This window comes from Microvirga subterranea (assembly GCF_003350535.1).
GTDB classification, from domain to species: domain Bacteria; phylum Pseudomonadota; class Alphaproteobacteria; order Rhizobiales; family Beijerinckiaceae; genus Microvirga; species Microvirga subterranea.
Window position 1 is genome coordinate 367,583 of sequence record NZ_QQBB01000002.1, and the last position, 21,861, is coordinate 389,443.

Consider the following 21,861-nt stretch of genomic DNA (forward strand, 5'->3'; position numbering starts at 1 on the left):
GGCCCGTCGGGTGTGACGCTCCGCGTGAACGGAGGCGCATCATGCTCGTCAACCGCATCCTTTCGATCAAGGGTCACGACGTCGTCACCATCGGGCCGAACCGGACATTGAGCGAGGCCGCCCGGATCCTCTCCGAAAGGCGGATCGGCGCCCTCGTGGTCCAGGACGGGCAGAAGCCCTTCCTCGGGATCATCTCGGAGCGCGACATCGTCCGGGCGGTCTCCGCCCGCGGGGCTGGCGCCCTCGACGAGCCCGTCTCGCGGTTCATGACCGAAAAGGTGACCACCTGCACGACCCAGACCCCCATCAACGACCTGATGGAGGTGATGACCCAGGGCAAGTTCCGGCACCTGCCGGTGGTGGAAAGCGGGGCGCTTCTCGGGATCGTCTCGATCGGCGACGTGGTGAAGATGCGCCTGGAGGAGATCGAGGCCGAGGCCCAGGCCATCCGCGAGTACATCGCGACCGCCTGAGGGTGCTGGAGGGCGCCTGGATCAGGCGCCCTGCGCCTCCTGCAGGATCTCCATGATGTCCGGAAGCGCCCGCTCGGTCGCTTGGCGACCGAGATTGACGCATTCCTCGGCCCGGTGGAACTCGAACAGCCCCATCCGGGCGAGCTTCGGGGCGATCATGATGTCCGGGGGATCGCCTGCGAGCCGCGACCGCGCGATGCGGTCCTGGGTGATGTTGAAGGCGTCGACCATGACCGTGGCAAGGCCTGGGGCGTTCGGGCGGCGCGGCTTGTCCGGACGGGCCGCCGGGAAGATGCCCCAGCGCCGGGGCATCTCGATCGCCTCCTCGATCTCCTGCTCGTCGCCGGTTTCCGAGTCGTAGGACTGGATCACGGTTCCGCGCACGCGGATCTCGCCGTTGAGGTTGACGCAGATCACGATGTCGGCGCCGAGCGCCCGCGCGGCGGTGATCGGGATCGGGTTGACCAGCGCGCCGTCCATGAGCCAGCGCCCCCCGATCATGACCGGATTGAAGACGCCCGGCAGGGCGTAGGAAGCCCGCATGGCCTGGACGAGCGGGCCGCGGGTGAGCCAGATCTCATGGCCGCTCGTGAGCTCGGTCGCGATGGTGCAGAATTTGACCGGCAGCGTCTCGACGCGCCGGTCGGTGAGGTCCTGCTCGAGCAGACGCTGGAGCCGCCCGCCCGCGATGAGGCCCGATCCGCTCAGGTGAAAGTCCAGGAGGCCGACCACGCGGCGCTTGGTGAGCGAGACCGCGAAGGCCTCGAGCTCGTCGAGCTTGCCGGCCGCGTAGCAGCCCCCGACCACGGCCCCGATGGAGCACCCGGCGATCACGTCCGGCACGATACCGGCTTCCGACAGGACGCGCAGAACGCCGATATGGGACCATCCGCGGGCCGCGCCGCCGCCGAGCGCGAGGCCGATCTTCACCTTCGCTCGAGAATCCCGTTCCGTCGGGCTTCCCGCCTCGGCGACGCCCCCGCCGCCCCCAGACCCGGCGCTGCGCCGGGCAATCCCGTCCCACAACATGACCGCGAACTCCAAGGCACACGATCTTCATGCCATGCGCACATGAAGACCTTATGAATAATGCCTCAAGGGTTCATTTAGGTCACGCTTGCCCAAACTAAACGGTGGCAGGACGAAGCACCCTTCCGGAGACGGCGGTGATCACCAGGGCGAAGACGACCAAAAGGCACAGCGTCGGCCGCAGGCCCATGAGGTCGCCGCCGAAGCCGATCAGGGGCGGTCCGAGCAGCAGCCCCGCATAGCCCATGGTGGCCACCATGGCGACGCCCATGCTGGGCGGGATGCCCTTGGTCTCGCCCGCCGTGCTGAACAGCACCGGCACAGCATTGGCGAGGCCGAGCCCCACCAGCGCGAAGCCGATCGTGGCGGAGACCGGGAAGGGCGCCAGGGTCGCGAGCGCGAGGCCGAGCGTCGCCAGGAGGCCGCCCAGTCTCAGGGTGAGGGCGCGCCCGAGGCGCCGGACCACGAAGTCGCCGGTGAAGCGGCAGATTGTCATGGTGAGCGAGAAGGCCGCGAAGCCCGCCACGGCGAATTCCAGCGTCGCGCCGGTCACGGTCTGCAGATAGATCGCCGTCCAGTCCACCATGGCGCCCTCCACAAGAAGGCAGAGCAGGGTCAGGACGGCGAGCCCCATGATCTCCAGCCGTGGCAGGGCGAAGCCGTGGCCGGCCTCCGCCCGCTCCCGGTTGTCGAGGGCCCAGAAGGCCGCGATCAGGAACAGCAGGCCCATCCCGGCGCAGGACAGGAGCAGGGTGGGGACCACGCCCACGTCGAGGGCGATGAGGAGGCCCGAGGCGGCCGCCCCCGACAAGCCGCCGAGGCTGAAGAAGGCGTGAAACGAGGACATGATCGGCACGCCCCAGGCGCGCTCCACCTCAGTGGCGTTCGTGTTCATGGACACGTCCATGGCGCCGTTGCTGGCGCCCGCCAGCAGTGCCGCGGCCACGAGATAGGGCAGGCTCGGGGAGAGGCCGGGCAGGAGCAGGCTCGCGGCGAACGCGAAGGCCGCCGTGACCGTCACCACCCGGCTGCCCCAGCGGGCCGCGAGAAAGCCGACGACCGGCATGAGCACGATGGCGCCGAGCGCGAAGGCGAGGAGCGCCAGGCTCAGCTCCCCGTCCGAGAGGCCCAGGCCCGCCTTGAACCGCGGCAGCTGCGCCGCCCAGGTGCCGATGCCGAAGCCGTTGCCGAAGAAGATCGCGCTTGCGGCGACGCGCGCGAGGAGGAGGTTCCGGTGTCTCATCCGCCCGGACATAGACCGCGGGGAGGGGTTTTGCACCCCGGCATTTTTCGGCGGCAGGCCGCCATCGCGGAGGGGGCGTCTCGGTGTTGAAGGCGCAGGGGCAAAGTTGTCGCACCCCTTTGTGATTATATCAATTTTCCAGGATTGGGACGATAAGCTTTGATTCACCAGCTAACTGTCAGGCCCGCTTCGCCGCGGTTGATGCAAAAAAGACAGGGCGGGTCGCATAGGGGGCGTGGCGCAGCCGCACTCCGTTTCCGGGCGACCTCGGCGGAAGCCGTCCCATTTTCTTGATAGCAAGAAACGCACGCGCGACAGCTCGACCTCGCGCGAACGATCGAGCATGGGACAAGAGGCATGGCCATCACCATGCCCTCGGGCAGACCCGCCACGTCCCTGGATACGTCCGCAGCAGCGCATTGCACCGCCGGCATTCCCGGCGGCCGCTCAGCCATCGCTCCCCACGCGTCACCAGCCCGCAAGGGTAGCAATAGCCAAGCACCAGCGATAGCCAAGCACAGAGCACCCGATGTCACTCACAACGTTCAACGAATTTCTTCTCGCGAAACAGATCTCCTTTACCAGCGGCGGCGAGCCCGTTCTCACGCAGAGCCAGTTTTCGACTTATTACACCGCGTGGCTGACCAGCATCTTCAGCGACCCTGCCGTCCAGCAATGGCTGCGCGACAACTACAAGATCGATCTCGCGGGCAAGGCGATCCAGGTCAACCTGAACCAGAACAGCGACACTCTGCTCCCGACCGTCAACGGCATCACGGATCAGAAGATCTACGACGCCCTCTTTGGTGAAAAGTCGAGCCTCATCGTCGGCACGGGCAAGACCACGCAGGAGCGCTCGTATGTCAGCGACTTCGAGGACACGGCTCTGAAGGCCATGTTCGCCCCGAAGGTGAGCGGGCCTGTGACCGGACAGGCGACCGAGGACGGCACTGCGGCGCCCCTGAAGGCGCTCGCCAACATAACGGATGCAGACACGAAGCTCGACAGCCTGAAGGTCTTGTATTCCAACCTTCCTGCCGGGGTCACCTACGACGAGTCGACCAAGTCATTTGTGCTCGACACGTCGAACGAGGCTTACCAGCACCTTGCCAAGGGACAGACCGATAAGGTGAGCTTCACGTATATCGTGTCGGACGGAAAGTACCAGACCGAGGCTACTGCCACCTGGACGATCACCGGCACTAACGACGCGCCGGTCGTGTCGGGCGCTGTCACCGGAGTGGCTACCGAGGATGGTTCCGCGTCGACCCTCAACGCCCTCGCCAATGCGTCCGACAAGGACGACGGTACGGTTCTCGCCGTCGTGAACGTGCCTGTCGGGAAGGATCTGCAGGCGGGTGTCACCTATGACGCAGCCACGCACACTTTCAGCCTCGATCCATCGGATGCTGCCTATCAGCATCTCGCCGCCGGCCAAACACACATTGTAACCGTCAACTACGGTGTGTCGGACGGCAGCGTGACGACGGAAGCCTCGGTTTCGTGGACGATCACCGGTACCAATGACGCGCCAATCGTGTCAGGCTCCGTCACAGGCGCAGCCAATGAGGACGGGCTCGTATCGTCCCTCAACGCGCTTCTGAATGTCACCGATAAGGATGACGCCTCGGTTCTCTCCGTTGTGAACGTTCCGGCAGCCGACAAGCTTCCGGCTGGCGTCACCTATGATGCGGTCGCACACACCTTCAGCCTCGATCCGTCCAATGCCACCTATCAGCATCTCGCGGCCGGCAAGACGCAGGTCGTGACCGTAAACTACGGCGTCTCCGATGGTATTGCCACCACCGATGCTTCGGTTTCCTGGACCGTCACCGGCACGAACGATGCGCCGCGCGTGTCTGGCGCCGTGAACGGCAGCGCTTTCGAGGACACAGCGGTCTCCCAACTCGATGCGCTTGCCAATGCCTCCGACCCGGATGACAACTCGGTTCTCTCGGTTGTGAACGTGCCTGCTGCGCAGGATCTGCCGGCTGGTGTCACCTACGACGCCGCAACCAAGACCTTCACCTTTGATCCGTCGAACGGTGCCTATCAGCACCTCGCGGCTGGTCAGAAGGAAGTCGTCGTCGTCAACTACGGTGTGTCGGATGGCACCGCCACAACGGGCGCCTCGGTTTCGTGGACGATTACCGGAACCAATGACGCGCCGACCGTATCGGGAGCTGTCACCGGCACTGCCACCGAAGATGGTGCAGCCTCGACCCTCAACGCGCTCGCCAAAGCCACCGACAAGGACGACGGTGCGGTGCTGTCCGTGGTCGACGTACCAATGGCCGACAAACTCCCGGCAGGGGTGACCTACGACGCCGCGGCCGCCACTTTCAGACTCGACCCGTCGCATGCGGCCTATCAGCATCTCGCCGCCGGTCAGAAGGAGGTCGTAACGGTTCACTATGGCGTGTCCGACGGCAGCGCCACCACCGATGCGTCCGTGTCCTGGACGATCACTGGCACGAACGATGCGCCACGCATATCCGATGTGGTGAAGGGCAACGCCACCGAGGATGGAGCATTCTCGCATCTGAATGCGCTCGCCAATGCCTCCGATCCGGATGACGGCTCGGCTCTCTCCGTCGTGAACGTGCCCGCGACGGGTGATCTGCCGGCCGGCGTGTCCTATGACGCAGCAACGCACAAGTTCGGCCTCGATCCGTCGAATCTGGCGTTCCAGCACCTCGCGGCCGGCCAGGAGCAGGTCGTGACCGTGCATTACGGCGTCTCGGACGGCGTCGACACCACCGATGCTTCGGTCTCCTGGACCGTCACGGGCGTCAACGACGCGCCGAAATCCGTTTCTCTCGACCACAGCTCGGTAGCGGAGAATGCGGCGGGCGCGATCATCGGCAAGCTCTCTGCCATCGATCCGGACGACAACGACGTCGTGTCGTTCTCGGTGCTGAAGGCGGACGGATCCGGTGCGGTGGACAATCGCTTCACGGTCGATGCGAGCGGCAACCTGAAACTCGCGGCAGGCGTTTCGCTGGACTACGAGGCTGCGTCCTCGATCAACGTCGTCGTCCGCGGGATGGATAACGGCGGATCGTTCAAGGACCAGGCCTTCACCATTGCGGTGCAGGACGTGAACGAGGCTCCCACGGCGGTGCAGCTGCTGAACAAGCTCGCATCCACCCCGGAGAACGGCGCCGCCGTGAAGGTCGCGGACATCAAGGTGATCGACGATGCCCTCGGCACCAACGCGCTGAGCCTCTCCGGAGCGGATTCCGGCTCGTTCTCGATCGAAACCAACGCCACGACCGGCGCGAAGGAGCTATGGTTCAAGGGCGGCGCCGACTTCGAGAAGAAGGCTGCCTACGACGTGACGGTCAACGTGGACGATCCGACGGTCGGCGTGAATCCCGACGCGTTCGACACGTTCCACTTCGGCATCACCGATGTGGTGGAAGGCACGCGCGTGAGCTTCGACAAGGGGATCGACGGGGCTTCCTATTCGGAGAATGGCCTCAAGGTTCGCGCGTTAACGTCGGGGGATACGCTCGATTTCGTCGCCGGCACGGGTTCTGGGGACCAGGATCTGAAGCTGCATTCCGGCACGAACAGTCCCTACGAGTTCACCAAGGACGGCGGCGGCACGTTCACGCTTCTAAGCGTGGATCTCGTCGGCTCGGAAGGGAGCGGCGGGACCTGGTACGCCTACAAGGGCGCCACGCTGGTCGGATCGCAGAACGTCTCCACCGGAAGCACGATCGACTTCTCCCTGTATGGCGACCTCTTCAAGGACGTCACCTCGGTGAAGTGGGAGACGGTCAACGACAACCAGAACGCCAACCAGAGTCAGACGATCGACAATCTTTGGTTCATCTAACGCCTACCGGGTGCCGGCTCTGAGGCCGGCACCCGGCACATGCTTTATCCGCATCAACGCAGTAAAGCGAAACGGAGCGACCGGAATCGACCACAGCCGACGGGTTGGGACCGGATCAGCCCCCGACACCCGCTGCCGCGCAGGCCGCGCCCAGTTCCTCCGCGCCGAGGTCCCGACGGCAATAGCCGAGGTCCTGGCAGCCCGAGCAGCCGAGGGCGCCGTCCTTCGCGCTGGCGTCGGCGCGGGTCGCTCCGGGACGATCCGCAGCGCCCGTCTCGAATTCGCTGTTTCCGAACGGTTCGCTCTCGGATGGGAGCGAGTCGCTGCCCATGCCGGGCATGATGAGATGGATGAGCCGCATTGTGTTCCCTCTTGTGCTCCGGAGACACAGCACGGCTCTATCGCGATCGGCTTTGACCTGGCGCAAAAGGCCCTGCATTTCGTGAGGAACGCCGTGATCCGCATCCAAAGGGCTTCGGGGTGCGCACGGCCAAGGCCCACCTCTGTTACCGATTCGGTTTTCTTTCGCCGTTCCGGCAACTCCTCCCGGGCGAGGACATTGACATCGTGATCTCCAGGCAGAGGAGCACGGAATGGCCCAGGACAAGACAGGTCCCCACGGGACGCCGCGCAGCGGGCTCGATACGGGCCGGAAGGCGCTCGAAACCGCGTCCGGTCGCGAGCGGTCGGCCGATTCCGCGCAGGACGATCTGGTGGATGTGGGGTCGGAGGAATCTTTCCCGGCGAGCGATCCCCCGTCCTACATGGGCGGGACGGCCGTCTCGGGCGCCCCCTCCCACGACGGAACCGTGCGCGAGGGCGTGAGCCGGACCCTCGTCGACCCGTGCGAGGCGAAGCCCGCCGGCGACGCACCCCAGGGCACGGATCCTGCCCGTGTGGGCAAGGCACCGCCACGGCCTGGCTACGGCGGAAGCCAGTGACGGCCTCATAGGCCGCCTCGGCTGGCGTGACCGTCCGATTGTACCCGATCACAAAAGCGCCCGACGGACGAGGCACACCATGCATCGCACTGAAAATTGAGGAGAAGCGATGTTCACACTCGAGATCGGCGGTCGACCCGTCGCGGTCACCGACGCGGAGGAGGCGCAGGCGTGGGCCATCTTCGAAAGCGACGAATTCAGGCAGGATCTCACCGTCCTGACCTCCGGCGGTCTGCCCCTCTGGGACGGCAAGGCGCGCCTGAGCATTCGGCCTTCATCGGACGAGGAGGTCTCCGCCTTCGAAGCGCCGGTCCTCGATGCCGCCGATGGCCTGGACGACGATGAGGAGGACAGCCTGTCCGTGACCTTCCTCGTGCCCATCGATCACGATCATTCGGACATGGCGGCCGTTCCGCCGGAACAGCGGCACTGACCTCATCCGGACGTCGCGACTCTAGTGAAGGGCGCACGCGACGATGTGTCGAGGAGGTCACGTTCTCCATCGTCAGAGACAGGTCCGGTCTTAGGGCCTTCCGATCCTGTGCTCGATAGCGCCTGTCTGCCGTTCTGTTGTTGAGCTCGAGCCGACTTCAACCCATCGCTCCTTGAGCGGCAAGCAGAAGCGTGCATTCGTCATTTCGCCCCGGGGCCACCATTGCCCGTCCTACCTTGCGTAAAGGGAAGGGAGCAAGGAGCCCCTTGCGCCGCCCCCCGCCCTTCGCCATAGGGTTCTCCCATGTCAAAGCCCATCGTCCGCTTCGCCCCGTCCCCGACCGGGCTCATCCATATCGGCAACACCCGCGTGGCCCTGCTCAACGCGCTCTATGCGCGCCGCGAGGGCGGCACCTTCATCCTCCGGTTCGACGACACCGACCTGGAGCGCTCGAAGCGCGAATATGCCGATGCGATCGAGTTCGACCTGAGGTGGCTGGGCGTGCCCCCGGACGTGACCGTGCGCCAGTCCGAGCGGTTCGACCTCTATGACGACGTGGCCGAGCGCCTGCGGATCAGCGGGCGGCTCTATGCCTGCTATGAGACCCCTGAGGAGCTGGAGTTCCGCCGCAAGCGCCAGCTCGCCCGCGGCCTGCCGCCGATCTACGACCGCGCTGCCCTGAAGCTGACGCCGGCCGAGAAGGAGAAGCTGGAGGCGGAGGGGCGCCGGCCGCACTGGCGCTTCCTGCTAGAGCACCGGGTCGTGCCCTGGACCGACATGATCCGCGGCGACTGCCACGTGGATTGCGCGTCGCTCTCCGATCCCGTGCTGGTGCGCGAGGACGGGACCTATCTCTACACGCTGCCGTCCGTGGCCGACGACATCGAGCTCAAGATCTCCCACGTGATCCGCGGCGAGGACCACGTGACCAACACGGCGGTTCAGATCCAGATCTTCGAGGCGCTCGGCGCCGTGCCGCCGATCTTCGCCCATCACGGCCTGCTCACCACCGCCAGCGGTGAGGGGCTGTCGAAGCGCCTCGGCCACCTGTCCCTGCGCTCGCTGCGCGAGGCGGGGCTCGAGCCGCAGGCCGTCGCATCGCTGGCGGTGCTCGTGGGCTCCGCGGAAGCGGTTCGCCCGGTTGCGGACGTGGACAAGCTCGCGCGCCTGATCGACTTCAGTCACATTTCCCGCGGGCCGGCGAAGTTCGACGAGCACGAGCTGGAGCAGCTCAACGCTCGCCTGATCCACGAGATGCCCTATGCCGAGGTGCGCGAGCGCCTGGCGTCGCTCGGTGCCAATGGGGGCGAGACGTTCTGGAACGCGGTGCGCGGTAACCTCGGCAAGGTCGCCGACGTGGCCGAGTGGTGGAAGGTGGTGAACGGTCCGGTGACGCCGGTCATCGAGGACCGCGCCTTCATCGCCGCCGCCGCGCAGGCGTTGCCTGATGGGCCGTGGGACGCGACCACCTGGAAGGCCTGGACGGAGGCCGTGAAGGCCGCGACGGGCGTGAAGGGCAAGGCCCTGTTCATGCCGCTGCGCCTCGCGCTGACGGGACTCGAGCATGGACCGGAACTCGGCGCGCTGCTGCCGCTCATCGGGCCGGACCGGGCGAGGGCGAGATTGGCCGGACAGGCGGCGTAGCATGCACCACTCCCTCTCCATGATCGGAGCTGGCGAGGACATCCCGAGGAAATCAAACTCGCCCTCATCCTGAGGAGGGCCGCAAGCCCGTCTCGAAGGATGGTTCCAGTGGTCTCTGGAGACGCCTCGCCCTTCGGGACGCTTCGCTCCTCAGGGTGAGGCTGTGGTGGAGCTTCGGACCGGCATGAGGGCTGCGGGGAGGCCCTTTCCGAGCGTGCGTACCATGCGCTCGATCCTCACGCCTTGATCTTGTATCCCGTGCGGAAGATCCAGGCGACGATGCCGAGGCAGATCAGCAGGAACGTAAAGGTCATGGCGAGACTGACGCCCACGCCCACGTCGGAGACCCCGTAGAAACTCCAGCGGAAGCCGCTGACGAGATACACGACCGGGTTGAACAGGGCGATCGTCTGCCAGAACGGCGGTAGCATGTTGATCGAGTAGAAGCTGCCGCCCAGGAACGCGAGGGGCGTCACGATCATCAGCGGCACGACCTGCAGCTTCTGGAAGCTGTCGGCCCAGACGCCGATGATGAAGCCGAAGAGGCTGAAGGTCACCGAGGTCAGCACCAGGAACGCGATCATCCACACGGGATGGATGATCGTGAAGTCCACGAAGACGCGCGCCGTGAGCAGGATGATCGTGCCGATGATGATCGACTTCGTGGCGGCGGCGCCCACGTAGCCGATCACGGTCTCCATGGCGGAGACGGGGGCCGAAAGCAGCTCGTAGATCGTGCCGGTGAATTTCGGCATGTAGATGCCGAACGAGGCGTTAGAGATGCTCTCGGTGAGGATCGACAGCATGATGAGCCCCGGCACGATGAAGGCGCCGTAGCTGACGCCCTCGATGTTCGCCATGCGCGAGCCGATGGCCGAGCCGAACACGATGAAGTAGAGCGAGGTGGACAGGACCGGCGACGCGATGCTCTGCATCAGCGTGCGCCAGGTGCGCGCCATTTCGAAGAGGTAGATGGCCTTGATGGCGTGGACGTTCATGCGCGCCTCTTCACCAGGTCGACGAAGATGTCCTCGAGCGAGCTCTCGCTCGTCCTCAGGTCCTTGAAATCGATGCGGTGCTCACCGAGGCGGCGCAGCAGCTCGGCGATGCCGGTCTCCTCCTGCTGCGCATCGAAGGTGTAGACGAGCTCCGTGCCGTCCGCAGACAGGCGCAGGGGTTGCGAGGCGAGGTCGGGCGGCAGGGCCGCGAGGGGGCTTTGGAGGTGCAGGGTCAGCTCTTTCTTGCCGAGCTTCTGCATCAGGGCCGCCTTGTCCTCGACCAGGATGATCTCGCCCTTGTTGATCACCCCGATCCGGTCGGCCATCTCCTCGGCCTCCTCGATGTAGTGGGTGGTCAGGATGATGGTGACGCCGCTCTCGCGCAGGCCCCGCACCATCTCCCACATGTCGCGCCTGAGCTCCACGTCGACGCCGGCGGTCGGCTCGTCGAGAAAGAGGATCTTGGGCTCGTGCGACAGGGCCTTGGCGATCATGACGCGGCGCTTCATGCCGCCCGAGAGGGTCATGATCTTGCTGTCGCGCTTTTCCCAGAGGGAGAGGTCCTTCAGGATCTTTTCCAGATAGGCCGGGTCGGGCCGCTTGCCGAAGAGGCCGCGGCTGAAGCTCACGGTCGCCCACACACTCTCGAACGCGTCGGTGGAAAGCTCCTGCGGCACGAGGCCGATCGCCGAGCGGGCGGCCCGGTAGTCGCGGACGATGTCGTGCCCGTCGGCCAGGACGGTGCCGGTGCTCGGGTTCACGATCCCGCAGACGATGCTGATCAGGGTTGTCTTTCCGGCCCCGTTCGGACCCAGCAGGGCGAAGATCTCGCCGCGGCGGATTATGAGATCGATGCTGCGCAGGGCCTGGAAGCCCGTCGCGTAGGTCTTGGAGAGCCCGGAGACCGAGATGATCGGGTCCGCAGCGCCCGCAGGCTGGCGGTTATGGGTGTAATCGGCGGGTTTCATGCGAAGCCTGATAGCACAAAGCAGGAACGGGCCAAACTCCGCCTGCACCTTCAGGCGGAGTCATCCAAAGCAATTTTCAGCCTTCGGCCGTTGCCGCAGGATCAGTTCCTGGCGTTCGGAACCGGCACCACGTTCGGGGCGATCACGCGGATGGTCCGCTTGGTGCCGTCCCGGGCCGTGACCTCCTGCTTCGCGCCTTCGCCCTGGTTCACAACCGTGGCGTTCTCGATCGACTGGGGGCCGATGCCGGCGGATTCCTTGCTGGCGGTCGGCGCGGAGGCGGCGACCTCGGCGGCCTGTTGCGTCTCCTCGTCGGCCTTCTTGTCGGCGGCCTTCTTGGCCTGGGCCTGCTTGGGCCGCGACAGCTCCTCCGACTTCTCGGCGGTGACGATCACGTCCCCCTTGCGCTGCTCCAGCATGCCCTCGGCGCGGCGCAGGACCACGGCCCAGCTCTCGTTCTCGCGCTTGCAGGCGCAGCTCTCGTCGAAGCTCTTGCGGAACTTGAACGCGTTGGCGAGCGAGGTGTAGGGCTGGTTCGACGAGACCGAGACGGCTCGGCTCAGGCCGTTGTCGCCGCCCGGATAGGCGTAGGCATGGGTTTCCGTGCCGGGGCAGAGGGCCTGGCACATCTCCTCGGCGCCCTGGCGGCCGCCCGGGGAGTTGCTTAAGGGGAAGAACGAGCCGTCGCAGCTCTTCACGCAGACGAGCTTGCCGCCGCCGAGCGACTGCTGCTCGTCGGCGATGATCGGCTGGCCCTCGGGCATGATCTCGGACGGCTGCGGCTGGCCGCGTGGCGGGCCGAACAGCGATTCGAAGAAGCCGCGGGGCTGTTCGGTGCTGCAGGTCTGCTGCACGGCGGCCTGCAGCTGCCGGCGGCGGAACTCGACCTCGCCCGAATCGGCGGCCTGCTGCGCCAGACGGGCGTAGCCGGCCTCCATCTGCCGGATCTGGCCCGCGATGGTGGGGCACTCGGCCGGGGGCGGTCCGGCCAGGAAGCCGAGGGGACCGCGCTCGCAGCCGATGGAGCGGTAATAGCGCAGGAGCCGGTTCAGCTCGTTGCGCTGGGTCTGCATGGCGGCCGTCTGCGGGCCGGCGCCGCGGTCGAGGGCGGCCAGTTCCGCGCGGAAGCGCTGGCATTCCGGCGACTGGGCGACGGCGACGCCGCCGGTGACCAGGAAAGCCGCCGCGGCGATGAGGGTGCGGAAGAAGGGTGTCTTTGTCATCAGGCTTGTCGCAGAACCGATTTCGTCAGGGCGCGTGATCGCGGGTCGATGGTCCTATGACCCGTGAACTTGGCCCGATTGTGGTTAACCCCTTGCCCGCCCCGAAGAAGGCCCCTTAGCCTTCCGTGAGAACCAAGTCTCCCGGACCGGATACGAGGCCCTCATGTACAGCCATACGACCATCGGATCAAATGACCTTGCGCGGGCCAGGGCGTTCTACGACGCCGTGCTCGCGCCCTTGGGCCTGGAGGTGCGCTATTCCGACCCGATGCTGCTGGGCTACGGCGAGCCCGGCGGCCGTCCCCAGTTCATCGTCGCGCGGCCCTTCGACGGCCGCGAGGCGTCTCCCGGCAACGGCGCCATGGTGGCACTCCTGGCGCCAAAGCGGTCCGCCGTGGATTCCTGCCATGCCGCCGCCATGATGCGGGGAGGGGCCGACGAGGGCGCGCCGGGCCTGCGGCCGCACTACCACAGGAACTACTACGGGGCGTATTTCCGGGACCTCGACGGCAACAAGATCTGCGTCGTCAGCCATCATCCCGAGTGACCCCTCCCCAAAACGAGGTGCCGTCCCCACATACGAGCTTAACGGTGGGAGTGTGAAATGTTGTCGCGATTCGTTCTGGCTCTGGCGCTGGTCACGGGCGTGTCCCTCGGGTCCGCTTCCGGTGCCGCCGCCCAGGAGCCGGACATGATCTTCAAGAAGTCGACGGTCTGGCGGGCACTGACGCCCGACGACAAGCTCGCCGTCTATGGAATCGACGACCCGCTCGTGGAGGGCGTGGCTTGCCACTACACCACCCCGGAGCGCGGCGGCATCTCGGGCACCTTCGGGGTAGCCGAGGAGGTCTCCGACATCTCGCTCTCCTGCCGCCAGATCGGCCCGGTGAAATTCAAGGGCAAGTTCGGCCAGGGCGACGTGGTGTTCAGCGAGCGCCGTTCGCTGATCTTCAAGAAGATGCAGATCGTGCGCGGCTGCGACGCCAAGCGCAACACCCTGGTCTACATGGTCTATTCCGACCGCCCCATCGAAGGCTCCCCGAAGAACTCCACCTCGAGCGTCCCGCTCATGCCCTGGGGCACGGAGGTGCCGCCGAGGTGCGGGGACTGGGTGAAGTAGGCAGGGTGCGCAGCGGTCGGCCTGCTTCTCCATCAGCGAGAAGCAGGCCCATTCATTCGAGGGTTCTAGTCCTCGACCGCCTTGAAGCGGCCCAGTCCCTTGAGGACGAAGGGGGCCACGAGGGCTACGAGGGCGATGAACAGCAGGGTGGCCGAGATCGGACTCTCGAGCAGCACCATCGGGTCGCCGAGGCTGATCGAGAGCGCGCGCCGGAGCTGGCTTTCCGCCACGGGACCGAGGATCAGGCCGACCACGACCGGAGCGATCGGGAAGTCGAACCGCCGCATCAGGAAGCCGAGCACGCCGAACACCGTCAGCATGACCAGTTCCACCGGCGAGGGGTTCGCCGCGATGGTGCCCATGGTGGCGAAGACCAGGATGCCCGCGTAGAGCCAGGGCTGCGGGATCGACAGAAGGCGCACCCACAGGCCCACGAGGGGCAGGTTCAGCACCAGCAGCATGCCGTTGGCGATGAACAGGCTCGCGATCAGGCCCCAGACCAGGTCCGGCCGTTCGGCAAAGAGCAGCGGCCCGGGATTGAGGCCGTATTGCTGGAAGCCCGCGAGCATCATGGCGGCGGTGGCCGAGGTCGGCAGGCCGAGCGTCAGCAGCGGCACCAGAGTGCCGGCCGCTGAGGCGTTGTTGGCGGCCTCCGGACCGGCGACGCCCTCGATCGCGCCCTTGCCGAAATCCTCGGGGTGCTTCGTCAGGCGCTTCTCGGTCGCGTAGGACAGGAAGGTCGGGATCTCGGCGCCGCCCGCCGGCAGGGCGCCGATCGGGAAGCCGTAGAGGGTGCCCCGCAGCCAGGGCTTCCAGGAGCGCTTCCAGTCCTCCTTGGTCATCCACAGCGATCCGCGCACCGCCTCGAGCTTCTCCTCGTGGATGTGCCGGCGCGAGGCCACGTAGAGCGCCTCGCCGACGGCGAAGAGGCCGACCGCCAGGGTCGTGACCTCGATGTTGTCGTAGAGCTCCGGAACCCCGAAGCTCAGCCGCGACTGGCCGGACAGGATGTCGATGCCCACGAGGCCGAGCAGCAGGCCGATGAACAGGCTCGTCAGGCCGCGCACGGGGGAATCGCCGAACGTGGCCGAGACGGTCACGAAGGCGACGCACATGAGGGCGAAGTAGTCCTCGGGTCCGAACCTCACGGCCAGCTCGACCAGATAGGGAGCGAGCAGCGTCAGGCCGAGGGTCGCGATGGTGCCGGCCACGAAGGAGCCGATAGCCGAGGTGGCGAGCGCCGGACCCCCGCGTCCCGCCTTCGCCATCAGGTTGCCTTCGAGGGCGGTGGCCATCGAGGCGCTTTCGCCCGGCGTGTTGATCAGGATCGCCGTGGTCGAGCCGCCATACATGCCGCCGTAATAGATGCCGGCGAACATGATGATCGATCCGGCCGGATCGAGCTTGAAGGTGATCGGCAGGAGCAGCGCCACGGTGAGCGCCGGGCCGATGCCCGGGAGCACGCCGACGGCGGTGCCGAGCAGGACGCCGATGAGCGCGAAGAGCAGGTTCATCGGCTGAATCGCCACGGTCAGGCCGTGGGCGAGGGACACGAAGGCTTCCATGGCCAGTCCTCAGATCAGGCGTTCGAGCGGCCCTGTCGGGAGCGACAGCGCGAGCAGCTTTGAAAACAGAACGTAGACGATCAGGGCGACCACGAAGCCGATCAGAAGGTCGACCAGGAAGGCCCGGCGCCCGAAGGCGGCGGAGGTGGTGGCGAACAGGAGGGCCGTGCCGATGATGAAGCCGCCGCCGAAGGCGATCAGGAGGATCAGCGCCGCGAGGCCGCCGAGGATCAGGATGATCGGCCGCCAGTCGAGGCTGTCGCGGGCGGGAAGCTCACCGCGGAAGGCCGAGATCGCGTTGCCGATCGCGAGGATCGCCAGACCGGCCGAGACGATGATCGGCATCACCTTCGGGCCGAGATCGTAGGGGGAGAGGATCTGGAGCTTGCTCATATCCCACCAGACCAGGCCGGCGAGGACCAAGAGGATAAGGGCAATAACGAGACCGGCTGCGTCGATGCGCCGATGGGACGATGTGCTCATGGCAATTCCTGGAAAAAAGAGGCGCCGCGCTGGAAAACGCGGCGCCTCCCGAATCGCTTTAATCGGAGACTTACGACTTGACCAGACCCACGGAGGTCAGAACCTCCTTCGTGCGGGTCTGCTCTTCGGCCAGCGACTTGGCGAAGGCGTCGCCGGACTGGTAGGCATCCTCCCAGCCCTTGGCCTTGAGGATCTCCTGCCACTCCTTCGACTTGGCCATCTTGTCCATGGCGTCGGTCAGGGCCTTCTTCTGGTCGGCCGAGATGCCGGGAGGGGCCACGACGGCGCGCCAGTTGGCGATCTCGAGATCAATGCCCTGCGCCTTGATCGAGGGCATGTCGGCCGTGGCCTTGTCGGCCGGGGTCGTGAGGCCGATCAGGCGCAGCTTGCCGGCCTTGATCTGGCTCTCGAACTCGCCGTAGCCGGAGATGCCGGCCGTGACCTTGCCGCCGAGGATGGCCGCCAGGGCCTCGCCGCCGCCGGAGAACGGGATGTAGTTGATCTTGGTCGGGTCCGCGCCCGCAGCCTTGGCGAAGAGGGCCGCCGCGATGTGGTCGACGCCGCCGGCCGAGCCGCCGGCCCAGGTCACCTTGGCGGGATCCGCCTTGATGGCCGCCGCCAGTTCCTTGGCGTCCTTGATGGGCGAGTTGGCCGGCACCACGATCGCCTCGTACTCCGCCGTCAGGCGCGCGATCGGGGTGGTCTGGTCGAGGGTGATCGGCGACTTGTTGGTGAGGAGCGCGCCCACCATCACGTAGCCCATGACCATGAGCTGGCTGCCGTCGCCCTTGGAGTTGTTCACGAGCTGGGCGATGCCGATCGAGCCGCCGGCGCCCGGCACGTTGGTGACCTGCACGCTCTTGGCGATTCCGGACTGCGTCAGGGCCTGCTGCATGGAGCGGGCGGTCTGGTCCCAGCCGCCGCCAGGGGCTGCCGGAGCCATGATCTTGAGCTCCATCTGGGCCGCTGCCGTGCCGACGAAGCCGGCGACGGCCGCCGCGGCGATGGCGGTGCGCCAAAGCCCTTTGCGGAATTGAGTCATCTTGTGTTTCCTCCACGGACGCGTGAGACGCTGGTCGCCCAAAAGGGGGGCGCGTCGTGCCGCGAACGTAAAGGCGGAACCGAAAGGCGGCAAGCCGTCCGCGAGAGCTTCCGACTTTATCGTTGTTGATCCTTGGCGTATGAGCCTCGCCATGAACACTCTCCCCCTGGCCTCCGCCGGACGGCCCGTCTCCGACCTGCGCCTCCGGCTGGCCGAAGCCCTGTGGCGGGCCGGGATGACGGCGCTGGCGGTCATGCCCTTCGCCATGGCGATCGCACACCGCTCGACCCCGCTGTTCCTGGCGCTGAGCGCCCTGTTCTGCCTCGGGGCGGTGGCGGCCGAGGGCGGGCTGCGGCAGCTCGGGCGCGATGCGGCCTCGGCGCTGGCCTCGCCCCTGGGGCTCGCCGTGACGGCGTTTTTCGCATGGTCGGTGGCGTCGATCGCCTGGAGCCCTTTCAAGGAGCTCTCCGTCGCAGCGCTCGGCGAACTCTGGATCCCGATCGCCTGTGGGTTCGTCCTCGCCCTGGTCCTGCCGGAGCGGATGACCTCCGGCGCCTTCAGGCTCCTGGCCTGTTCGGTCGTGGCGGCCTGTCTTCTGATCCTGGTCGACCTGACCACGGGCCTCGCGGCCCGGCAGGCCCTGGGGATGCGCGCCAACACCTTCATCTTCAACCGGCCGACCCTGACGCTTCTCGTCCTGATGCCGCCGCTCCTGGCCTGGCTCGCCACGTCGGGACGCCGCGGCTGGGCCTGGGCCGCCGCGGTCGCCGTGGCCTTCGGGATCACGCTGGCGCATTCCGACAGTGGGGCGGCGCTGCTGGGCCTCCTGGTCATGGCGCCGGTCTTCGGCCTCGCGTGGCTCCGGCCGCGGCTCACCGGCTGGCTCGCCGCCGCTGCCTGCGTCCTAGCCGTCGCGTCGGCGCCGTTCCTCGGCACCATCAGCGAAAGCCTGATCTCGCCCGCCATGCACGAGCACATGACGGAGCACCACACCCGCGAGCGCGTGGACGTCTGGCGCAGCTTCGGCGCGGCGGTGCGCGTGAAGCCGGTCGTCGGCTCCGGCTTCGGGGTGAGCCCCCGCATGCATCAGACGCCAGTGGCCCGGAAGGTCCCGCGGGAGCTGCGCCCGATGCTCGCCATCGGCCATCCCCACAGCACACCGCTCCAGGTTTGGATCGAGCTCGGAGCGGTCGGCGCCTTCCTGGCGCTGGTCGTGCTGCTCCTCCTCCTGCGCAACCTCGGCCGCCAATCCCATATGATCAGGAGCCTCTCGCTCGCGCTCTTCGCGGGCGCCGCATCGGTCGCGCTGGTCGGCCACGGCGCCTGGCAGGGCTGGTGGGCGGCGTCGCTCGGGGCGGCGGTCGTGTGGATGCTCGCGTTGAAGAAAACCCGGTTGGAGACAGAACCATGAGTGAGTTCGATGTGGACCTCTTCGTCATCGGCGCCGGGTCCGGCGGCGTGCGTGCCGCGCGCATCGCCGCGAGCTACGGCGCCAAGGTCATGGTGGCGGAGGAGTACCGAGTCGGCGGCACCTGCGTGATCCGCGGCTGCGTCCCGAAGAAGCTCATGGTCTATGCCAGCCGCTTCCCGCAGGAATTCGAGGAGGCTACCGGCTTCGGCTGGACCCTCGGCGAGGCCCGCTTCGACTGGGCGACCCTGATCCGCAACAAGGACAAGGAGATCGACCGGCTCGAGGGCATCTACCGCACCAACCTGGAGCGCTCGGGCGTCGAGGTGGTCGACAGCCGCGCCGTGATCGAGGACCCGCACACCGTCCATGTGCTCAAGACCGGGCAGCGCGTCCGCGCCCGCACCATCCTGGTGGCGGTAGGCGCCCATCCGACGCTGGAGCCGGTGGTGCCGGGCGGGGAGCTCGGCATCACGTCGAACGAGGTCTTCCACCTGAAGGAGCAGCCCCGGCGCATCCTGATCGTCGGCGGCGGCTACATTGCGGTGGAGTTCGCGGGCGTCTTCGCCGGGCTCGGGAGCGAGGTCACCCTGCTGCACCGGGGCGACAAGCTCCTGCGCGGCTTCGACGAGGACGTGCGCGATGCGCTCGGCGCGGCCTATGCCCAGCGCGGCATCAACCTGGCGCTCGGCCGGACCGCTTCGCGCTTCGACCGGACGCCGGACGGCATCGTCGCGACCCTGTCGGACGGCTCCGTGGTCACGGTCGACCAGGTGCTCGTCGCCACCGGCCGGCGCCCGAACACCAAGGGTCTCGGGTTGGAGAAGGTCGGGATCGAGGTGGACGAGGTCGGGGCGATCCCGGTCGATGCCTATTCCCAGACCCTGATCCCGTCGATCTACGCGGTCGGCGACGTGACCAACCGGGCGAACCTGACCCCCATCGCCATCCGCGAGGGCCATGCCTTCGCCGACACGGTCTTCGGCCACAAGCCCACGATCGTGGACCACGACCTGATCCCGACGGCGGTGTTCTCCAGCCCCGAGATCGGCGTCATCGGCTGCAGCGAGGCCGCCGCCTGGGCCCGCTACGGCGACATCGACGTCTACCGGACCGCCTTCCGGCCCATGAAGGCGACGCTGTCGGGCGCGCACGACCGCATGCTCATGAAGCTCATCGTCGACAAGGCCAGCGACAAGGTCGTGGGCGTCCACATCGTCGGCCACGATGCGGGCGAGATGATCCAGCTCGCCGGCGTCGCCGTCACCATGGGGGCCACCAAGGCCGATTTCGACCGCACGGTGGCTGTCCACCCGACCGCTGCCGAGGAGCTGGTGACCATGCGCACGCCAGCGGTGGTCAAGAAGCCCGTGGCGGTGGGATAGGGGGCCCGTCCTTCCCGCACCCGGTGTCATCCCCGGCCGAAGCGGAGTGGAGGGTAAGGGGAGCCATGACGCTCGGCTGGAGGCTGGATCCCCTTCCCAGCCCTTTTGACCACCGGGGATGACGCCGTATCCGTTCAGGCGCACGGGCAGCCTGCGCCAACGCGTCCACGCTCCGCACTCGCCTTTTTGAATATGTCGTGTATAGGTGCCTTTTCGTGCCGCTTGTTGCGGTGCACGATGAGGATTCCAAACCGACACGGGGGTATGTGTCATGAGCGAGCGGTGGACGCCGTCGAGCTGGAGAAACAAGCCGATCCAGCAGGTCCCGGCCTATCCGGACCTTGATGCGCTGAAGGACGTCGAGCGGCAGCTCGCCGGCTTTCCTCCGCTCGTTTTTGCGGGCGAGGCCCGCAAGCTGAAGCGCGCGCTGGCCAAGGTGGCGGCGGGCGAGGCCTTCCTGCTCCAGGGCGGCGACTGCGCCGAGAGCTTCGCCGAGCATTCGGCCGACAACATCCGCGACTTCTTCCGCCTCTTCCTGCAGATGGCGGTGGTGATGACCTATGCGGGCGGCTCGCCCGTGGTGAAGATCGGCCGCTCGGCCGGCCAGTTCGCCAAGCCGCGCTCCTCCGACACCGAGACGGTGGACGGGGTGTCGCTGCCGAGCTATCGCGGCGACATCATCAACGACATCGGCTTCACGCCGGAATCGCGCATCCCGGATCCGCGCCGCCAGACCGAGGCCTATCGCCAGTCGGCCGCGACCCTGAACCTCCTGCGCGCCTTCGCGACCGGCGGCTACGCCAATCTCGAGAACGCCCATCGCTGGATGCTGGGCTTCGTGAAGGATTCGCCGCAGTCCAGCCGCTACAGCGAGCTGGCCGAGCGCATCACCGAGAGCATCGCATTCATGCGGGCGATCGGCATCGATCCCGAGACGCATCCCGAGATGCGCCAGACCGATTTCTACACCAGCCACGAGGCCCTGCTGCTCGGCTTCGAGGAGGCCATGACCCGCGTCGATTCGACGACCGGCGACTGGTACGCCACCTCGGGCCACATGCTCTGGATCGGCGACCGAACGCGCCAGCCGGACCATGCTCATGTGGAATACATGCGCGGCATCAAGAACCCGATCGGCCTGAAATGCGGCCCGTCGCTCACAGCGGAGGGCCTGCTCCGGCTCATCGACGCGCTCAACCCCGAGAACGAGGCCGGCCGGCTCACGCTCATCTGCCGCTTCGGCGCCGACAAGGTGGGCGATCACCTGCCGGCCTTGGTACGCGCCGTGAAGGCGGAAGGGCGTACGGTGGTGTGGTCCTGCGACCCGATGCACGGCAACACCGTGAAGGCGGGCTCAGGCTACAAGACCCGGCCGTTCGAACGGATCATGGGCGAGGTGCGGGACTTCTTCGCGGTCCATCAGGCGGAAGGCACGCACGCAGGCGGCATCCACCTGGAGATGACCGGCAAGAACGTGACGGAATGCACCGGCGGCGCCCGCGCGCTCACGGATGCGGACCTTTCGGATCGCTACCACACCTATTGCGACCCCCGCCTCAATGCCGAGCAGGCGCTCGAAATCGCGTTCCTGACCTCCGAGCTGATCAAGCGGGAAAGCAATTCCCGCCAGCGCCCGGCGCCGCTCGCGGCCGAGTGAGACCTGCGACACATGAAATCCAGAGGGGGCGCTGAACGGCGCCCCTTCGCATTTTCGGGAACGGCGAAGCCTCGGTGCCGGTTGATGTGACACCGGTTCAACGAGGCGAGTGTCGACCGTGTCGAAGAAGCACTCCTATTCCGCTCCCAAAAGCACCCTGGGCAAGGACTTTTCCGTTTTCCGCGATATGGGGTTCCTCATCACGCTGGGCATCTACGTCCTGATCGTGGCGGCCGCCATCGGCATCACAGTGTGGGCCAACTCCACGCACGGCATTCCGCCCTTCCGTCTCTGACCGCAGGAGCCGGTTTCCGGAACGGGCTTATCCAACGGCTTCTCGACGAGCCTGCTGTTCAACCCGCGCCCGCGCTGCCACGATGCGCCCTGTCTGGAACTGATCCGAGG

The 21,861-nt window shown here is 66.8% G+C and carries 20 protein-coding genes; 11 read left to right on the forward strand and 9 right to left on the reverse strand.

What is annotated here, in order from left to right; genetic code table 11:
- Nucleotides 1-41: 41 nt before the first annotated feature.
- Nucleotides 42-473, forward strand: a complete 432-nt coding sequence (locus DES45_RS06460; RefSeq protein ID WP_114769164.1) for a CBS domain-containing protein — start codon at nt 42-44, stop codon at nt 471-473.
- Nucleotides 474-494: 21 nt separating this feature from the next.
- Here DES45_RS06460 and DES45_RS06465 read toward each other — a convergent pair whose 3' ends face one another.
- Both DES45_RS06465 and DES45_RS06470 read right to left on the reverse strand, forming a co-directional pair.
- The gene (locus DES45_RS06465; RefSeq protein WP_114769460.1) at nt 495-1,502 is read right to left on the reverse strand and encodes a patatin-like phospholipase family protein; all 1,008 of its coding nucleotides are present in this window, start codon (nt 1,500-1,502) and stop codon (nt 495-497) included.
- Nucleotides 1,503-1,599: 97 nt separating this feature from the next.
- On the reverse strand, nt 1,600-2,745 hold the full coding sequence (locus DES45_RS06470; protein WP_170151414.1) for an MFS transporter: 1,146 nt from the start codon (nt 2,743-2,745) through the stop codon (nt 1,600-1,602).
- 529 nt (nt 2,746-3,274) lie between these two features.
- Here DES45_RS06470 and DES45_RS06475 point away from each other — a divergent pair.
- On the forward strand, nt 3,275-6,589 hold the full coding sequence (locus DES45_RS06475) for a VCBS domain-containing protein (protein WP_114769166.1): 3,315 nt from the start codon (nt 3,275-3,277) through the stop codon (nt 6,587-6,589).
- Nucleotides 6,590-6,704: 115 nt separating this feature from the next.
- On the opposite strand, the gene DES45_RS06480 is transcribed toward DES45_RS06475, so the two are convergent.
- On the reverse strand, nt 6,705-6,950 hold the full coding sequence (locus tag DES45_RS06480) for a hypothetical protein (protein ID WP_114769167.1): 246 nt from the start codon (nt 6,948-6,950) through the stop codon (nt 6,705-6,707).
- 232 nt (nt 6,951-7,182) lie between these two features.
- Here DES45_RS06480 and DES45_RS06485 point away from each other — a divergent pair, with 232 nt between their 5' ends.
- The 3 genes from DES45_RS06485 to gltX all read left to right on the forward strand — a co-directional run bounded on the left by DES45_RS06485 (nt 7,183) and on the right by gltX (nt 9,607).
- Nucleotides 7,183-7,530 carry a hypothetical protein gene (locus DES45_RS06485; protein WP_114769168.1) on the forward strand — a complete coding sequence of 116 codons (348 nt, stop codon included), beginning with the start codon at nt 7,183-7,185 and terminating at the stop codon, nt 7,528-7,530.
- A 109-nt stretch (nt 7,531-7,639) separates the two neighbouring features.
- The gene (locus DES45_RS06490) at nt 7,640-7,963 is read left to right on the forward strand and encodes a hypothetical protein (RefSeq protein WP_114769169.1); all 324 of its coding nucleotides are present in this window, start codon (nt 7,640-7,642) and stop codon (nt 7,961-7,963) included.
- A gap of 303 nt (nt 7,964-8,266) precedes the next feature.
- A complete protein-coding gene (gltX, locus tag DES45_RS06495) occupies nt 8,267-9,607 on the forward strand; it encodes a glutamate--tRNA ligase (protein ID WP_114769170.1) in 1,341 nt (446 codons plus the stop codon).
- Nucleotides 9,608-9,843: 236 nt separating this feature from the next.
- Here gltX and DES45_RS06500 read toward each other — a convergent pair whose 3' ends face one another.
- The 3 genes from DES45_RS06500 to DES45_RS06510 form a co-directional block, all read right to left on the reverse strand.
- Complete coding sequence (locus tag DES45_RS06500; protein ID WP_114769171.1) at nt 9,844-10,605, reverse strand: ABC transporter permease; 762 nt, start codon at nt 10,603-10,605, stop codon at nt 9,844-9,846.
- On the reverse strand, nt 10,602-11,573 hold the full coding sequence (locus DES45_RS06505; RefSeq protein ID WP_114769172.1) for an ABC transporter ATP-binding protein: 972 nt from the start codon (nt 11,571-11,573) through the stop codon (nt 10,602-10,604). Before DES45_RS06505 ends, DES45_RS06500 begins: the two co-directional genes overlap by 4 nt.
- 101 nt (nt 11,574-11,674) lie before the next feature.
- Complete coding sequence (locus DES45_RS06510; RefSeq protein WP_114769173.1) at nt 11,675-12,796, reverse strand: DUF2865 domain-containing protein; 1,122 nt, start codon at nt 12,794-12,796, stop codon at nt 11,675-11,677.
- A gap of 163 nt (nt 12,797-12,959) precedes the next feature.
- On the opposite strand from DES45_RS06510, the gene DES45_RS06515 reads away from it, so the two are divergent.
- Both DES45_RS06515 and DES45_RS06520 read left to right on the forward strand, forming a co-directional pair.
- Nucleotides 12,960-13,343, forward strand: coding sequence for a VOC family protein (locus DES45_RS06515; protein WP_114769174.1), 384 nt, complete (start codon nt 12,960-12,962; stop codon nt 13,341-13,343).
- A 57-nt stretch (nt 13,344-13,400) separates the two neighbouring features.
- Nucleotides 13,401-13,916, forward strand: a complete 516-nt coding sequence (locus tag DES45_RS06520; protein ID WP_114769175.1) for a CreA family protein — start codon at nt 13,401-13,403, stop codon at nt 13,914-13,916.
- Nucleotides 13,917-13,981: 65 nt separating this feature from the next.
- On the opposite strand, the gene DES45_RS06525 is transcribed toward DES45_RS06520, so the two are convergent.
- The 3 genes from DES45_RS06525 to DES45_RS06535 form a co-directional block, all read right to left on the reverse strand.
- The gene (locus DES45_RS06525; RefSeq protein ID WP_114769176.1) at nt 13,982-15,481 is read right to left on the reverse strand and encodes a tripartite tricarboxylate transporter permease; all 1,500 of its coding nucleotides are present in this window, start codon (nt 15,479-15,481) and stop codon (nt 13,982-13,984) included.
- Between the two features lie 9 nt (nt 15,482-15,490).
- Nucleotides 15,491-15,964, reverse strand: coding sequence for a tripartite tricarboxylate transporter TctB family protein (locus tag DES45_RS06530; protein WP_114769177.1), 474 nt, complete (start codon nt 15,962-15,964; stop codon nt 15,491-15,493).
- A gap of 70 nt (nt 15,965-16,034) precedes the next feature.
- Complete coding sequence (locus tag DES45_RS06535; protein ID WP_114769178.1) at nt 16,035-17,006, reverse strand: Bug family tripartite tricarboxylate transporter substrate binding protein; 972 nt, start codon at nt 17,004-17,006, stop codon at nt 16,035-16,037.
- A gap of 151 nt (nt 17,007-17,157) precedes the next feature.
- Here DES45_RS06535 and DES45_RS06540 point away from each other — a divergent pair, with 151 nt between their 5' ends.
- The 4 genes from DES45_RS06540 (at nt 17,158) to DES45_RS25040 (ending at nt 21,751) form a co-directional block, all read left to right on the forward strand.
- The gene (locus tag DES45_RS06540) at nt 17,158-18,417 is read left to right on the forward strand and encodes an O-antigen ligase family protein (protein ID WP_147282357.1); all 1,260 of its coding nucleotides are present in this window, start codon (nt 17,158-17,160) and stop codon (nt 18,415-18,417) included.
- Entirely contained in the window at nt 18,414-19,799 is a 1,386-nt protein-coding gene (gene gor / locus DES45_RS06545) for a glutathione-disulfide reductase (protein WP_114769180.1), read from the forward strand. Before DES45_RS06540 ends, gor begins: the two co-directional genes overlap by 4 nt.
- A 271-nt stretch (nt 19,800-20,070) precedes the next feature.
- Entirely contained in the window at nt 20,071-21,456 is a 1,386-nt protein-coding gene (locus DES45_RS06550) for a class II 3-deoxy-7-phosphoheptulonate synthase (RefSeq protein ID WP_114769181.1), read from the forward strand.
- Nucleotides 21,457-21,574: 118 nt separating this feature from the next.
- Nucleotides 21,575-21,751 carry a hypothetical protein gene (locus DES45_RS25040; RefSeq protein WP_170151415.1) on the forward strand — a complete coding sequence of 59 codons (177 nt, stop codon included), beginning with the start codon at nt 21,575-21,577 and terminating at the stop codon, nt 21,749-21,751.
- Nucleotides 21,752-21,861 lie beyond the last annotated feature (110 nt).